Source organism: Thermomicrobiales bacterium (assembly GCA_041390825.1).
Lineage (GTDB): Bacteria > Chloroflexota > Chloroflexia > Thermomicrobiales > UBA6265 > JAMLHN01.
The window spans coordinates 40058-54627 of the sequence record JAWKPF010000095.1; the positions used below are offsets into that span (position 1 = coordinate 40058).

Annotated in this window: 15 protein-coding genes; 8 read left to right on the forward strand and 7 right to left on the reverse strand. The window is 62.0% G+C overall.

Annotated features, from left to right (window positions below):
* The first annotated feature begins 253 nt into the window (after window positions 1–253).
* The 3 genes from R2855_20350 to R2855_20360 all read left to right on the forward strand — a co-directional run bounded on the left by R2855_20350 (window position 254) and on the right by R2855_20360 (window position 2984).
* Window positions 254–1183: a zincin-like metallopeptidase domain-containing protein gene (locus R2855_20350; GenBank protein MEZ4533358.1), complete on the forward strand. Its 930-nt coding sequence runs from the start codon at window positions 254–256 to the stop codon at window positions 1181–1183.
* Window positions 1183–2046, forward strand: coding sequence for a hypothetical protein (locus R2855_20355; GenBank protein MEZ4533359.1), 864 nt, complete (start codon window positions 1183–1185; stop codon window positions 2044–2046). The genes R2855_20350 and R2855_20355 overlap by 1 nt, the downstream gene beginning before the upstream one ends.
* 620 nt (window positions 2047–2666) lie before the next feature.
* Window positions 2667–2984 carry a DUF736 domain-containing protein gene (locus tag R2855_20360; GenBank protein ID MEZ4533360.1) on the forward strand — a complete coding sequence of 106 codons (318 nt, stop codon included), beginning with the start codon at window positions 2667–2669 and terminating at the stop codon, window positions 2982–2984.
* 68 nt (window positions 2985–3052) lie between these two features.
* Here R2855_20360 and R2855_20365 read toward each other — a convergent pair whose 3' ends face one another.
* Genes R2855_20365 through traC form a run of 4 tightly spaced genes read right to left on the reverse strand, consistent with a single transcriptional unit; the run spans window position 3053 to window position 5789 of the window.
* A complete protein-coding gene (locus tag R2855_20365) occupies window positions 3053–3349 on the reverse strand; it encodes a WGR domain-containing protein (GenBank protein ID MEZ4533361.1) in 297 nt (98 codons plus the stop codon).
* Between the two features lie 47 nt (window positions 3350–3396).
* Window positions 3397–5319, reverse strand: coding sequence for a Ti-type conjugative transfer system protein TraG (gene traG / locus R2855_20370; GenBank protein MEZ4533362.1), 1923 nt, complete (start codon window positions 5317–5319; stop codon window positions 3397–3399).
* Window positions 5306–5521 carry a conjugal transfer protein TraD gene (gene traD, locus R2855_20375; GenBank protein ID MEZ4533363.1) on the reverse strand — a complete coding sequence of 72 codons (216 nt, stop codon included), beginning with the start codon at window positions 5519–5521 and terminating at the stop codon, window positions 5306–5308. The genes traG and traD overlap by 14 nt, the downstream gene beginning before the upstream one ends.
* Before the next feature lie 4 nt (window positions 5522–5525).
* Window positions 5526–5789: a conjugal transfer protein TraC gene (gene traC / locus R2855_20380; protein MEZ4533364.1), complete on the reverse strand. Its 264-nt coding sequence runs from the start codon at window positions 5787–5789 to the stop codon at window positions 5526–5528.
* A 254-nt stretch (window positions 5790–6043) separates the two neighbouring features.
* On the opposite strand from traC, the gene traA reads away from it, so the two are divergent.
* From traA to R2855_20395, 3 genes are read left to right on the forward strand one after another with little or no spacing between them, the layout of a single operon-like run.
* Complete coding sequence (traA, locus tag R2855_20385; protein ID MEZ4533365.1) at window positions 6044–9355, forward strand: Ti-type conjugative transfer relaxase TraA; 3312 nt, start codon at window positions 6044–6046, stop codon at window positions 9353–9355.
* Window positions 9238–9882 (forward strand): conjugative transfer signal peptidase TraF, encoded by a 645-nt coding sequence (traF, locus tag R2855_20390; protein ID MEZ4533366.1) that lies wholly within the window; start codon window positions 9238–9240, stop codon window positions 9880–9882. Before traA ends, traF begins: the two co-directional genes overlap by 118 nt.
* A gap of 10 nt (window positions 9883–9892) precedes the next feature.
* On the forward strand, window positions 9893–11023 hold the full coding sequence (locus tag R2855_20395; GenBank protein MEZ4533367.1) for a conjugal transfer protein TraB: 1131 nt from the start codon (window positions 9893–9895) through the stop codon (window positions 11021–11023).
* Between the two features lie 21 nt (window positions 11024–11044).
* Here the strand turns inward: R2855_20395 and R2855_20400 are convergent, their stop codons facing one another.
* Together R2855_20400 and R2855_20405 are read right to left on the reverse strand one after the other, a co-directional pair.
* Entirely contained in the window at window positions 11045–11335 is a 291-nt protein-coding gene (locus R2855_20400; protein MEZ4533368.1) for a hypothetical protein, read from the reverse strand.
* Window positions 11322–12041 (reverse strand): hypothetical protein, encoded by a 720-nt coding sequence (locus tag R2855_20405; GenBank protein MEZ4533369.1) that lies wholly within the window; start codon window positions 12039–12041, stop codon window positions 11322–11324. The genes R2855_20400 and R2855_20405 overlap by 14 nt, the downstream gene beginning before the upstream one ends.
* A gap of 14 nt (window positions 12042–12055) precedes the next feature.
* On the opposite strand from R2855_20405, the gene trbB reads away from it, so the two are divergent.
* Window positions 12056–12958 (forward strand): P-type conjugative transfer ATPase TrbB, encoded by a 903-nt coding sequence (gene trbB / locus R2855_20410; GenBank protein ID MEZ4533370.1) that lies wholly within the window; start codon window positions 12056–12058, stop codon window positions 12956–12958.
* On the opposite strand, the gene R2855_20415 is transcribed toward trbB, so the two are convergent.
* Window positions 12955–13548: a recombinase family protein gene (locus R2855_20415; GenBank protein MEZ4533371.1), complete on the reverse strand. Its 594-nt coding sequence runs from the start codon at window positions 13546–13548 to the stop codon at window positions 12955–12957. The two genes, trbB and R2855_20415, sit on opposite strands and share 4 nt — an antisense overlap.
* A gap of 154 nt (window positions 13549–13702) precedes the next feature.
* Between R2855_20415 and R2855_20420 the strand changes: the two genes are divergently transcribed.
* The coding region (locus tag R2855_20420; GenBank protein ID MEZ4533372.1) for a DUF4158 domain-containing protein at window positions 13703–14570 on the forward strand (868 nt) is incomplete at its 3' end.

Sequence of the window (14570 nt, forward strand, 5' to 3'; positions counted from 1 at the left end):
AGGGCGGCGCGAGGCGGCGCCCTTGGCTGCTCGGCAGCGCCAACCGTGGTCCGTCCCGGGTAAGGTCCGGGCGGCGCCGGCAGCACCGGCAACGGCTTCGCCGTCCTCCTCTTCGTTCCGGCCCTTCGCCACCCGGCCACGCTACGCGCACCGGGGCCCCGGCTCGGGTGCCGCTACGGCCTTAAGCCCCGCCATTGGCGGACCTCGTGACGGACCGCGATCGGCGCGGTCCTGAAAATCAGAAGGTCTGAAAATGAAAAGGAAAGAGAAGAGCCCGCGTATCGATATCTATGCGCGGATCACCGAGACGATCGTCGCCGATCTGGAAAACGGTGTCCGCCCCTGGATGAAGCCATGGAGCGTAAGCGGGCTGGAGGGCCGGATCACGCGGCCCCTCCGGCATTCCGGCGAGCCATACACAGGAATCAACGTCCTCCTTCTCTGGTCGGAAAGTCTCGCCCGCGGCTTTGAAGCGCCACTCTGGATGACGTATCGTCAGGCCAGCCAGATCGGAGCGCAGGTCCGCAAGGGCGAAACCGGCGCGACCGTCGTCTATGCCAGCCGCTTCACCAAGACCGAAACGGATTCCCGTGGCGACGAGATCGAGCGCGATATCCCGTTTCTCAAGACCTATACCGTCTTCAATTGCGATCAGATCGACGGCCTTCCCGAGCACTATTACCATCGCCCGGACAGGATCATCGATCCGGTGTCGCGGATCGAGCATGCCGACCGATTCTTCGAAAACACCGGTGCAGTGATCCGCCATGGCGGGACCAAAGCCTTCTTTGCTTCCGCCAGCGACCACATCCAGATGCCGCCATTCGAGAGCTTCCGGGATGCGGAATCCTACGTCGCCGTTCTCAGCCATGAGGCCACCCACTGGACGGCGCCAGCCCACCGCGTCGGGCGCGATCTGTCGCGCTATCACAAGGATCGCACCGAACGCGCCCGCGAAGAACTCATTGCCGAGCTCGGGAGCTGCTTCCTGTGCGCGGATATTGGAATCGTGCCGGAACTCGAGCCCCGACCCGATCACGCAAGCTACCTTCAATCGTGGTTGCACGTACTCAAGGACGACAAACGCGCGATCTTCCAGGCAGCAGCGCATGCACAGCGGGCGGTCGCCTACCTCCATGGGCTCCAACCGGCCGCAGCAATCGAAGAGCGGGAGGCGGCCTGATGTTTCCCCTCCCGAATACGAATGCGGAGGGCCAGCCCTCCGCCATCCGACTGCGCGCGCTGTCGCTCGGAGCCGGCGTCCAGTCGACGACGCTCGCCCTGATGGCGGCGCATGGCGCGGTTGGGCCCATGCCCGATTGCGCGATCTTCGCCGATACCGGCTGGGAGCCGAGAGCCGTCTACGAGCATCTCGACTGGCTCATGTCGCCGAACGTGTTGCCGTTTCCGGTCTTCATCGTCGGGCCGGCCAACATACGGGACAATCTGCTTGCCGCCGGTCGCGGCGAAAGATGGGCATCGATCCCGGCCTTCGCGCGGTCGGTCGATCGTCGCGGCAATGTCTCCGTCGGCATGATCCGTCGCCAATGCACCGGCGATTACAAGATCGAGCCGATCCGCCGCAAGGTCCGCGAACTGGTCCAGCTCACCCGGAAACGCTCGCCAACCTTCGCGGTTGTCGAGCAATGGATCGGAATTTCCTTTGACGAGGTGATCCGCATGAAACCGAGCCGGGAGGCCTGGCAGCGCAACCGGTGGCCGCTGATCGAAGAGCGTATGACGCGCCGCGATTGCCTCGCCTGGCTGCGCGAGTGCGGCTATCCCGACCCGCCGAAATCGGCCTGCATCGGTTGTCCATTCCATGACAATCCCCGATGGCGGGCCATGCGCGATCATGACGAGGAGGCCTGGCGCGATGCGATTGATGTCGACCGCGCGATCCGAACCGGCATCCGGGGCATTCGCGGCGAGGTCTACTTGCACCGGTCCGGTGTTCCTCTCGAGGAGGCCGATCTCTCGACGCTGGCCGATCACGGCCAGCTCGATCTCTGGCCGAACGAGTGCGAGGGAATATGCGGCGTTTAATGTCAGACCGCTTTGGCGGCGGGTTTTCGTCATCAGAGTTCGGTGCGATGGTCCGGGACGACGGAGCACCTGCAGCGCTCGCCTAAACTCACCATGCCGTGCAGGAGGAGAACCCCCGCAACATCCGCGCACCTTGCAGAGGGACGCCACTTTCGGACGGATGCCTGTTGTCTTTTTTCCGGTCGCGCGTTCGGTCACCGGAGATTGGCAGATGGCTGGCCAATGGTGCGGAGTTCCCGATCCGGCAAATGGGCTGCCTTGCACTCTGCCGAGGTCGATCTGCCGATTGTGCGTCCGTGACGGGTGGCGGTGAGCATGTTCGCCATGTCGTGGCCTATTCCTTTTTCCGTCGTCTCTCACGGAGCTCGCCCAACGCGGTCTCGATTTGGCATGTCTGACCGGCAAACGGCTTCGCCTCGCCCGGCTTGTCGCAACGGCGGGCCGGAACTTTCTTCCCCTGGCGGCTGCGCCGCCATTCCTCGCGAAACAAGAAAGCCCCGGACCGCCGTCCTCCATTTCATTGCGGTCCCTTCGGGATGCGCGCCGATCGTTTCCGGTCTCTTCGACAGCCATCGAGGCCGCGATGGACGCGGCCCGAAACATTGAAAAGGAATAGGACAATGGCAAACATCGGCACTTTCACCACCACCAAGAACGGTTTCACCGGTCAGATCAACACTCTCGCACTCAACATCAAGGCCCGCTTCGAGCGCGTCGAGAACCCCTCCGACAATGGCCCGCAGTTCCGCATCTTCTCCGGCAACGTCGAACTGGGCGCCGGGTGGCAGAAGCAGGCCAAGGAGACCGAACGCGACTACCTATCGGTCAAGCTGGACGACCCGAGCTTCGCGGCTCCGATCTACGCCACCCTGGTCGAGGTGGAAGGTCAAGACGGCATGCAGCTGATCTGGTCGCGCCCGAACAGCAAGCGCGACTGATCTCCCCAGAAGACAAGGGCCTCGCCGCAAGGCGGGGCCTTTCGCGTGTCAGCGCTCATCGATCGCACCTATTGGTGCTGCTCCACCAGAAAGGCATCGCGATAACCGCGGCGCCTCTTGCTTCGCTCCAGACAGTCAAATGCGAGATCGGCATCGTCGGCCGTATCGAATGTCTCCATCATCGTCTGGCCGCGCGTTCCGATCCTGCCCCTATCGCGAATGAGAGATGCACCGCCGAACAGCGTCGGCTGAACGGAGAGGCAGTAGAATCGCCGCATGTTCTGTGCCAGGTCGATGCGGCGTAGGTGGACTGGCTCGGCTTCGCGTGAAGACATGGGAAGAGTCTGGCCGACACGGATTCCCATGTCCAATCAGTTCTGTGAATCGATAGCCCGTCATCGATTCACGCCATTCATCTTCGGTCTTCCCGATGAAACCGGTTCGTCGCAACGACCGAGTTCATGTCCTCCCGCCGGAACCAGATCGCGCGCCCGCACCGGAGCGGCCGGTTGCCCGCCGTGAAAACGATCTGCTCGTCGCCGCGCATCTGCAGCACTTCCTCAGGCAAAATCAGCGGCCGAGCGGCCAACTGCTTTGAGCGTGTTCGCGACGAGCCAGACATTTGTGATGTGCGGCTGAGCTGGTCGACCTCCACGGTCGTGTTGCCGCAACGCCGCGAGATGTAGTCCGCGGTTTCCGGATCGTTGATCGCCGCGAACGACATCCAGGACGCGCTCTCGAACCATTTCGATGTCGCATCCCGCCCGCCATAGGTTTCGCGCATCTGACCGATCGACTGGAAGAGGAGAAGCAGGCTGATCCCGTATTTGCGACCGGCGTCCCGCGCGGTCTCCAGGATGCGCAGGTAACCCAGCCGTGCGACCTCATCGAGAAGGAACAACGTCCGGCCCTTCGTCTCTCCATTCCGATTGTAAATCGCGTTGAGCAAGGCGCCGATGATCGTGCGCGCGAGGCCGGGATGCGCCTCGAGCGTCTTAAGGTCCAGGTTGACGAAGATGTCAGTGTTGCCGCCTGCGATGTCCTCGGTGGAGAAGCTCGACCCCGAAACGAGGGCCGCATAGTTCGGGTAGCTTAGCCAATGCGTTTCCTTGATCGCATTGGCGTAGACACCGGAGAATGTTTCCGGGGTCATGTTGACGAAGGCCGCCACGTTCTCGCGCACGAATTCGGACTCGGATTTGTCGTGGATCGTCTGCAACCGTTCGCGCAGTTTGGGTTCAGGCTCGGAGAGGTTCATGCGCACCTGGCGGAGCGTCTGCTTTTCCTTCTCCGTGTGCCCCGAGAGGCAGACATCGGCGATCAGCGCGGTGATGAGCTGCAGGGCCGAGGCCCGGAAGAAGTCATCACGCATGGAGATCTGTTTGCCGACATCGGTGACGACCCAGCTCGCGACGGCAACGACATCCTCTTCCTTCGTGCCGCCAAAGCGGCCGATCCAGTCGAGCACGTTGAAGCCGACCGACGAGTCCTTCGGGCTGAGCACGAAGACCTCGCGCCCGGCCCGCCGCCGCTGATCGATGACCATCGGCGCGACCTCGTTGGACGGGTCGAGCGCGACGAGGCCGCTGCCCCATTTGAGCGCCGTGGGGATCGTCACCGAGGTGGTCTTGAACCCGCCCGATCCTGCGAAGACGAGGCCATGGGTCGATCCGAAAGACGCATCGAAACACAGGAGCGGCGACTTGCCCCCCGAGCCCCAGCTATCTTTCACATCAGCGCGAAACGTCCGGCTCGCAACGCTGTCCTTGTCGACGCGATAGCCCTCGCCGACAACGATTCCGCCCGCTTCGCCGAACATGCGTTTGGCCTCGGGCATCGCCATCCAGTCGGCCGAGCCGTGGATCGCCCGCTTGCCGCTTACCCGGCGCGGCTTCATGGTCGCGAAGGCGGCATCGCCGCGCAATGCAACCCGCAGGGCGAAAACGCCGGCGATCATGGCGATTGCTGCACCAATGCCTGTAGAGGGATCGACATATTCGATGATGTTGTGCCCCTCGGGAATGGAATCGGCAAAAGCATTCAACCTGCCGAACTCACGGATCGCCGCGATCGCGATCACACCGACCGCGCCGGTCAGAACCCCGAGCCCGGCGGCGCGGATCGCAACGGCGCCGCGCGCCGCGAACAAGAAGATCACCCCAATTGCGGCGGTAATGACATAGGGCAGGGCAAGCCCGATCCGGCCGAGTGTCTGCTGCGCCTGCAAGCTGGTTCCGAACCCGGCCAACCAGGTTTCGATGCCGGTGACGCCGATGCAGGTGCCGACCATCAGAACCGGTGCGGCGATCAGCACAAGGAGCTTACTCACTGTCATCGGAAAACGCCTTTTCGCCGATCGCCATCAGGCGCTTGCGTTCTTCGTCATCGGACCTGATCCGGCTCGCGCCGTCGATCAGCAGTCCGAGCAGGAGCGCGCGCTTTTCATAGCGAAGACCCGCCTTGGCGATCAGGCCGCCAAGCTGGATTTTCTCGCGGGTGTCCTTCCTGCGGGCTTCTGTCTGGCTTGCCTGTCGCATGCGCTCAAGCCTCGCTACTCTGCCCCGAAGCCGCGCCAGTCGTGTCCGGCGCGGACGTGGTCTTTCTTTGCTGGGTCCCGCCCCCGCGAAATCGCTTGGCGATCTCCTCGAAGGCCGCGACGAGCTTTGCATCGTCGATCTCGATTTCACCGAGGCCTGCTTTCAGCGCCAGCCGTCCGATCCGTTCGGCTTCGCGCGTTTCCGCGACTTTGAGCTGCTCCTGTAGCCTGGCGATATCGGCTCGGATTTTCGATGCGGGCTTCTTCATTCCGTCTGCTCCCTTTGAGTGCGAATGCCGAAAGGCGTGAGCAGGATCGCCGGAGTGCGCGCTGAGCGCACCCCGGCAGAAATGCCGTGTCGGCGAAGCCGACGCTTTGAGAGATGATCCCAGCGTTCCGAAGGAATGCGTCCAAGGGCGCAGTAATACGTCGCTTGGACGACGTGCTGCGGGCGGCCCTTGCCGAGGGCAGGGGCCTTCCTCCCGGAACAAGGTTGGACTTGTTCTCAGGAGCTTGATGGCCCGTGGCGATCACGCATTTCACGCCCCAGCTCATTTCACGCGGTGATGGCCGCAGTGCGGTTCTTTCGGCCGCCTACCGTCATTGCGCGAAAATGGAGCACGAGGCGGAAGCACGCACGGTCGATTATTCCAACAAGAAGAATCTTGCCCATGAAGAGTTCCTGCTCCCGCTCGATGCACCGGAATGGGCGCGCATACTGATTGCGGACCGGTCGGTGGCGGGAGCCGCCGAAGCCTTCTGGAACAGGGTCGAGGCCTTCGAGAGACGCAGTGACGCGCAGCTCGCCAAGGAGTTCATCATCGCTTTGCCGGTGGAGCTCTCCCGCGAGCAGAACATCGCGCTCGTCAGGCAGTTCGTGCTCGAACAGGTGCTGGCACGCGGGCAGGTCGCCGACTGGGTCTTCCATGATGATCCGGGCAATCCGCACATCCACCTGATGACCACGTTGCGGCCGCTCACCCAGGACGGGTTCGGTCCAAAGAAAGTCACGGTGATCGGACCGGACGGTCAGCCTCTGCGAACAAAGACCGGGAAGATCCAATACCGGCTCTGGTCCGGTGAAAAAGCCGAGTTCCTCGAGCAACGGCAAAGATGGCTTGATCTGCAAAACCATCATCTCGCAATGGCCGGGTTGGAAATCCGGGTCGATGGCCGGTCCTACGCCGAGCGTGGAATCGATGTCGTTCCCACCACCCATATCGGGGTAGCGGCAAAGGCACTGCAGCGCAAGGCCGGCAAGGATGGGAAGGCAGCCGATCTCGAGCGTCTGGCTCTGCATGAGGCGCAAAGACGAAACAACGCACAGCGGATCGAGGCCCGCCCCGAGCTTGTGCTCGACATTCTCACCTCGGAGAAGAGCGTTTTCGATCTGCGCGACATCGCCAAGGTGCTGCATCGCTACATCGACGATCCTCAGCGCTTCCAGCAACTGCTTACGCGGATCATGGAAAGCCCGGATTGCCTGAAGCTCGCCGATGAGACTGTCGATTTCGCTACAGGGGCGCGTGTTCCGGCCCGGCTGACGACACGCGCGATGATCAAGCTCGAAGCCGAAATGGTCAGCCGTGCGTCCTGGCTTTCGGGAAAGAGCGGCTTCGCTGTCAAATCCCGCGTGCTGGAAACCGTGTTTGGTCGTCACGACCGGCTGTCCCTGGAGCAGCGGATCGCCATCGAGCATGTTGCGGGTGCTGTGAGGATCGCCACCGTGGTGGGCCGGGCAGGGGCGGGCAAGACCACGATGATGAAAGCCGCTCGCGAGGCCTGGGAACTGGCCGGTTACAAAGTGGTCGGTGGAGCACTTTCGGGAAAGGCGGCCGAGGGACTGGAGAAGGAGGCGGGCATCGCCTCACACACGCTCGCGTCCTGGGAATTGAGCTGGCAACAGGGCAGGCGACGTCTTGACGACAAGACGGTGTTCGTTCTTGATGAGGCGGGCATGGTCGCCTCGAAGCAGATGGCCACATTCATCGAGGCCGTCACGAAATCAGGCGCCAAGCTCATCCTGGTCGGTGATGCCGAGCAGTTGCAGCCCATCGAGGCGGGCGCAGCCTTCCGTGCGATCGTCGAGCGCACCGGCTATGCCGAGCTCGAAACCATCTATCGCCAGAAAGAAGACTGGATGCGTGCCGCCTCGCTCGACCTGGCCCGCGGGCGCGTTGGCGCGGCGCTGTCTGCCTACAAGGCGAAGAACAAAGTCATCGGCAAGGCATTGAAGGCCGATGCCATTGAAACCCTGATCGAAGATTGGAACCGCGAATACGATCCGGACAAGTCGACATTGATCCTCGCGCATCTGCGCCGCGATGTTCGCCAGCTCAATGAGATGGCCCGATCGAAGCTGGTCGAACGCGGCCTGGTGGATGAGGGATGTGAGTTCAAGACGGAAGACGGCACCAGGCACTTCGCCGCCGGCGACCAGATCGTCTTTCTGAAGAACGAGGGCTCACTCGGCGTCAAGAACGGGATGATCGGCAAGGTCATGGAAGCCGGTTCGGGTCGGCTCGTTGCGAGCATCGGCGAAGGGGAGGCCGCACAACAGGTTACCGTGGATCAGCGCTTCTACCGCAACCTCGATCATGGCTACGCCACCACAATCCATAAATCCCAGGGCGCGACCGTTGATCGGGTGAAGGTCCTCGCATCGCTCTCGCTCGACCGGCATCTGACCTATGTCGCGATGACGCGGCATCGTGAAGACGCGGCGCTCTATTATGGCAGCCGGTCTTTCCATCTCGCCGGCGGACTCGAGAAGCTTCTGTCCCGTAAGAACGCCAAGGAAGTCACGCTCGATTATGCGAGCGGGCGGGTCTACGCCCAGGCGCTACGCTTCGCCAACAACCGCGGTCTGCATCTCGTGCGTGTCGCGCGGACGCTGATGCGTGACCGCGTGCAGTGGACGATCCGGCAGAAACAGAAACTGGTCGATCTTGGTGCACGGCTTCGGGCCGCCGGCGCGCGGCTCGGGCTTGCCGATCGCCCGCTTCAACAATCTCCTCAAACACCCAGAAAGGCCGAGCCGATGGTCAAGGGCATTTCCAGTTTCACCATGTCGGTCAACGACGCTGCCGACGAAAAGCTGCAATCCGATCCGGCATTACAGAAGCAATGGGACAACTTTTCCGACCGCATTCGTCTCGTCTATGCGGATCCGGAAGGCGCCTTCAAGGCCATGCGCATGGAGGCCGTTGTCGAAGACCCAAATGTTGCTTGGCAGCGCCTCGGCGAGATCGAACGAAATGCGGCGAGCTTCGGTGCGCTCAAGGGTCGAGAAGGGCTCCTGGCGAGTCGCGCGGATCGCGAAGACCGTCGTGTGGCGGAAGCCAATGTGCCAGCACTGCGCAAGGACCTCGAACGCTATCTCGATATGAGGAGGAGGGTGACGGCCAAGTACAGGTTGGAAGAGGAACGACATCGCAAACGCACCTCGATCGATATCCCGTCTCTGTCGCCGGCGGCGGCGCGCGCAATGGAAAAGGTACGGGACGCCATCGACAGGAACGACCTTCCTGCCGCGCTCGGATTTGCGCTGGCCGACCGCATGGTGAAGGCTGAGCTCGACACCTTCAACAAGGCGGTTTCGGAGCGGTTCGGCGAGCGAACCTTCCTAGGCAATGCCGCCAAAGATGCGTCTGGTCCTGCCTTCGAAAAGACCACGGAGGGGATGCAGCAAGGCGGGCGCCAGAAAGTCGCCGCAGCATGGCCGGTAATGCGGGCCGGGCAGCAGGTCGCCGCGCACGAGCGAACGCAACAGGCACTGAAACAGAGCGAGGCCCTTCGCCAATCCCAGCGGCAGAGCCAGGGTCTCAACCAGTGAACCGGCGCCGACGTATCGCAATCGTTGCAGCTCTCGCCTCTTTTCCGATCGCGCTATGCGCCGCGGGATATGGCGTCGAACTTCGCGTGAATTTATCGCCCAGCTATCCGCTCGGTCTCTGGCGCATCCATGCGCTCCACCGTGATGTTCGTGTCGGGGATCTGGTCTTCATCTGCCCGCCTCAGACGGCGACCTTCAATCTGGCTTCCGAGCGCGGCTACATCCGCCCAGGTCTTTGTCCCGGTTGGCGCAGTCCGCTGATCAAAACCGTCGTCGCTCTGCCAGGGCAAGAGATCGAAATCGCCTCATCGGTGACGATAGACGGGCATCCACTTCCGAGTTCGGACCTGCAGCCGATCGACGGAGCAGGGCGATCGCTACGGCCGTTCGCTGGGGGCGTGGTGCCGACGGGCATGCTGTTTCTTCATTCAGATTATGAGGGGTCCTATGACTCGCGATATTTCGGGCCGATCCCGGCGCAAGGTGTTCTCGGCCTGGCCGAACCGGTTTTCACCTTCAAGCCGTAGCGTCTTCACCATGGCGATGTTCATCGCCGCGGCCGCGGCGGTCGGCACCATTGGATGGAGCGGCGAGGTGCTTTTGCTTCCGGTCGCGTGTCTGTTTCCTGCGCTTTGGGCTTTCTCGCCGTCGCGCCTCGTCGCCGGTCTGGTTTCGATGGCGTATTTCATGGCGGCTTCGCGTGGTTTGCCTGTTGGCGTTTCAATCTTCTACGCGACAGATATGTGGCTAGGTCTCGTGCTTTGGGTCGCGGCGTCTCTTTCATTCGTCTTGGTTCACACCGTACTGTGGTCACCTCGGTCCGGATGGCCCAAAGCCGTTCGTTACGCGGTCGCGGCGATAATGATGAGCGTGCCGCCATTCGGGATCGTCGGGTGGGCCAGCCCGATCACCGCGGCCGGCGTGCTATTTCCAGGATGGGGATGGGTTGGGCTTATTGCGGTCCTCATTTGTCTGTTGGCCATGACGACGCAGGCGTGGACGGTTACGACAATAGTGCTCGCCGGATCATGGGCGCTGTCGGTGATGAACTGGGCGCTAGTCAGCGTTCCAGGCGGTTGGATTGGGATTAACACGGACTTTGAGTATGCGGCGGGCGAGTTCGCGGATTACAATCAGCATGTCGCAACGATTGCCTTGGTGCGTCGAGCGGCTGAGGCCGGTGCAACTCATATCATCTTGCCTGAAAGCGCCCTCGGCATCTGGACGGCGAGCGCGGAACGACTTTGGATGCGCGGCCTGAACGAACTCGATGTAGCAGTCCTCGGCGGCGCGATCGTCGTCGGTGATGACGGTTATGACAATGTGATGGTTACCCTCACCTCTAGAGGAAGCGAGATCGTCTATCGTGAGCGCATGCCGGTGCCGATTTCAATGTGGCGGCCCTGGACCTCCGGTGGTGCTGTCGCGCACTTTTTTGACAATCCAACTGGCAGTTTCTCCGGGAAGTCGATCGCACCGTTGATCTGCTACGAGCAGTTGATCATGTGGCCTGTTCTGCAGTCGATGCTGATATCTCCCGATCTCATCGTTGCAACCGGGAACGGCTGGTGGACTGGGGATACAAACATTGTTTCCATCCAACATGCAGCAGTAGTTGCTTGGGCCCGGCTCTTCGGTCTACCTGTCGTGTCGGCTTTCAACGGCTGACAGAACTGGACCGACAGCAAATTAGACTCGTTTGGTGAAGTCGCCACAGACCCGCACACGGTCCCCGGCGTATTCCACCAGGACATCGAGATGTTCCCCCGGACGATGGGAGCGGACGTTCAGCGCAAGCCTGCCGCCGGAGCCGGTTTCCAGCATCCAGCGCGGCGCCAGGGACAAATCAACCGCGAAATCGTCGAGTGCAGCGGCGGCGGCGACGCTGGGCGGCATCTCTCCGCCTGTCAGGCGGTCGAACCAGGACGGCGGAACAGCGGGTGACGGCCCGATTTCCGGCACATGGTCATCTACTGGCATCCGCCACGTTCTCCTCGTATGCCTCGGCAAAGCCGGCAAGAGACAGGCGCGGCTGACAACGCTCCTCGCATATGCCGCTGTCGATCTCGATGATGTCGTCCGATAAAACCATGCCACCATCGGCGTCGCGGAAGAGTATTTCGAAGCGCAGCACACCTCGGGCGGCATCGTCGTAGAGGTTTCCATAATTCCGGGGCGTGGCGGCGCTCGTGGCCAACATGGTGGCGACAAGATCGGGGCCGAACGTGAAGCGGTAGAGGTCTTCCTCGACATAGAGCCAAGGCTCGAGATAGTGCCAAGACACTTTGGTCGCTGTGGGCGGCAGACGCTCCGGTGTGTCGGAACGCCATTCTTCGTCTCCCAGCCGCACGACCACCGCCACCGGCATGAGCGTGCGCGCCTCATCCGGCTGCCAATGCGGTTCATATCCGATGTCGAGCAATAGCGCGGCGGCGTCCGACGGCCCGGTGAAGGGAAGGCTGACGATGACATAAATGCCGTCGTTCCAGCGTCCGACGGCGCTGCCGGGAAGATAGCCGTCGCTCGACCATCGCATCGCCACCTGTGGCGCCGCATAACCATCGGCAGCCTCACCGAACCACGGGCAAAGTTCGGATGCATAAATCGCGTCAGCACAACTCCATTCGGCGCTGGCCGGAGCCGGGAGCGCAAGGCCAGCCAATAGGGCAAGCAGAACCGCTCTCATGGCCCTGCCTGTGGATGCGGAGCGACGAGGCATTGCCGATTGGCGGACATCGCTTCGAGGGCCTGCTGACGCCGGTCGTGCCTTCCCCGGTGTTCTGCATCCGCAAGCGGGCGACCAGACTGTTTGCACTCGACAGCTATATCTCGAACGACATTCTGAACGAGACGCAGGCCAGGATCATCCGCAACGCGGTTGCAAACCGCCTCAACATCGTTGTCGCCGGCGGCACTGGCTCTGGCAAGACAACCCTGACCAACGCAATCATCGGCGAGATCGTCGACATCTCTCCCGAACATCGTCTGGTCATTCTCGAAGACACCGCAGAAATCCAGTATTCGGCTGACAATGCCGTCTATCTGCATACCTCCGACACGATCGACATGGGCCGGCTGCTCAAGTCGACCATGCGTCTTCGGCCAGACCGCATCATCGTTGGCGAGGTGAGGGATGGAGCAGCACTCACGCTGCTTAAGGCCTGGAACACCGGCCACCCCGGCGGCATCGCCACAATTCATGCCAACAGCGCCTACGCGGCGCTGACGCGCCTTGAGCAGCTCGTCGCGGAAGTGAGCACAACGCCGATGCCCGAAGTGATCGGCGAGGCGGTCGACATGGTGATCTTCATCGAGAGGACGCCCACAGGGCGACGTGTCAGCCAGATCTGCGCCTTCGTCCTCGAAGAGCCGGGCGTAGATCGGCTGCGTGAAGCTCGGGTCGTCCAGCTTGATCGAGAGGTAGGCCCGATCCTCAGCCGAGCGTTCCGACCAGGCGGCGCCGATCTCGGCGCGGCCGACGAAGACCCGGTGGCTCGGCATCTTCTCGCCGGTGCGCTGTTCGGGGACGACGGGATCGACCTCGACGCCGGTGAAATGCACCTTGCGGGGTCGGAACAAGAGCAGTGCAAAATCGTACGCTAAGGTCGAACGGATCGTGAACCTTCGTCGCGAACCCGCATAATGGTCTGTCGGCTGGTGGCAAATTTCCTGGCGATCGCTGAAACGCTCATCCCCTTCGCGAGATCACCGCGCACATCCTGCTTCTGCTTTTCACTGAGCCTCGAAGGGCGGCCGAGGGCCTTTCCTTCCGATTTGGCGCGCTTGAGACCGGATTGTGTCCGCTCGATCAGCAAATCCCGTTCGAACTGTGCGACGGCATTGAGCACGTTCATGGTCATCGTACCGGCCGAACTGGCGAGATCGGCACCGCCGAGTGCGAGGCAATAGACCTTCACACCCATTTCGGCCAGCGTCCTGACGGTGGTGCTGACGTCGATCGCATCACGGCCGAGCCGGTCGAGCTTGGTCACGATGAGAATGTCCCCGGACTCCAGCTTATCCATGAGCCGGGAAAAGCCACGGCGCTGCGCAATGGCGGTGCTGCCGGAAACCGTCTCGGTGACGATGCGGCGCGGTTCGACGTGAAAGCCGGCTGCTTCGATTTCCTGAAGCTGGTTTTCGGTGGTCTGCCCGATCGTGGAGACGCGGACATAGGCGAAGGTACGTGGCATGGGGTCAATTTCGTCCGAATAGGCTGTCCGAAATATCCTTCCTGTTCAAAAGCCTGTCAAGATAGTTTGTGGACAGGTCATTTTGCCCCTGTACGCAATCGTCCGTTTCCGAACAGAGGCTTGGGCCAGCGGTACAGAGTTGCAGGAGTAAAAGATGGCCAAACGGACGCTTCTAAAAGTTCAGGATCGTCAGGAGCTTTTCGACATTCCAGCCGACGAAGACAGCCTGATCCGCCATTATTCGCTGTCGCCGGCCGATCGGCTGGAAATCGAGCTTCGCAGGCGCAAGCACAACCAAATCGGTTTTGCGGTGCAGCTCTGTCTGATGCGCCATCCTGGCCGGCCGCTCATGCCGAACGAGACTCCTCCGGGCGCGATGCTCAATTATGTCGCCGAACAGATCGACGCTGATCCCAGACTATTTGATCTCTACGCCCGCCGTGAGGAAACTCGCCGCGATCACATCGCACACCTGCTCGGCTATCTGGAAATGAGAAGCCCGACAGCCGATGACCGTCGTGCGGCGCTGATGGCAGCCATCGACGCAGCCTCAACAACAGATAAGGGGGCGGTGATCGCAAAGGCAATCATTGCCACGTTCCGGGAGCGCCGGGTTCTCCTGCCGGCGGTGAACATGATCGAACGCATGGGGTTGGCAGCGCGCGCTGTCGCCCGCCGCCGCGCAGAGCACGCGCTGATCTCGGATCTCGATCCGGAAAAGCTTGAAACCCTCGATGCCCTGTTGGACGTTGATCCGGCGATCGGACAGACGCGCTTTCATTGGCTGCGCTCGGCTCCCGACGCCCCCGGAGCGGGCAATCTGGTCGGTTTGACGGAGCGTATTACGTTCCTGCGCTCGCTCGGAATCGATCCTCGTTTGCAGGCCCGCATTTCCTCCGGACGATGGGACCAGATGATCCGGGAGGGCGACGCCACGCCGGCCTGGCTCGCCAGCGACTTCAATGCCAGCCGTCGCCGCGCGACAATCGTGGCGCAGGTGATCAAGCTCGGCCAAAAGCTCA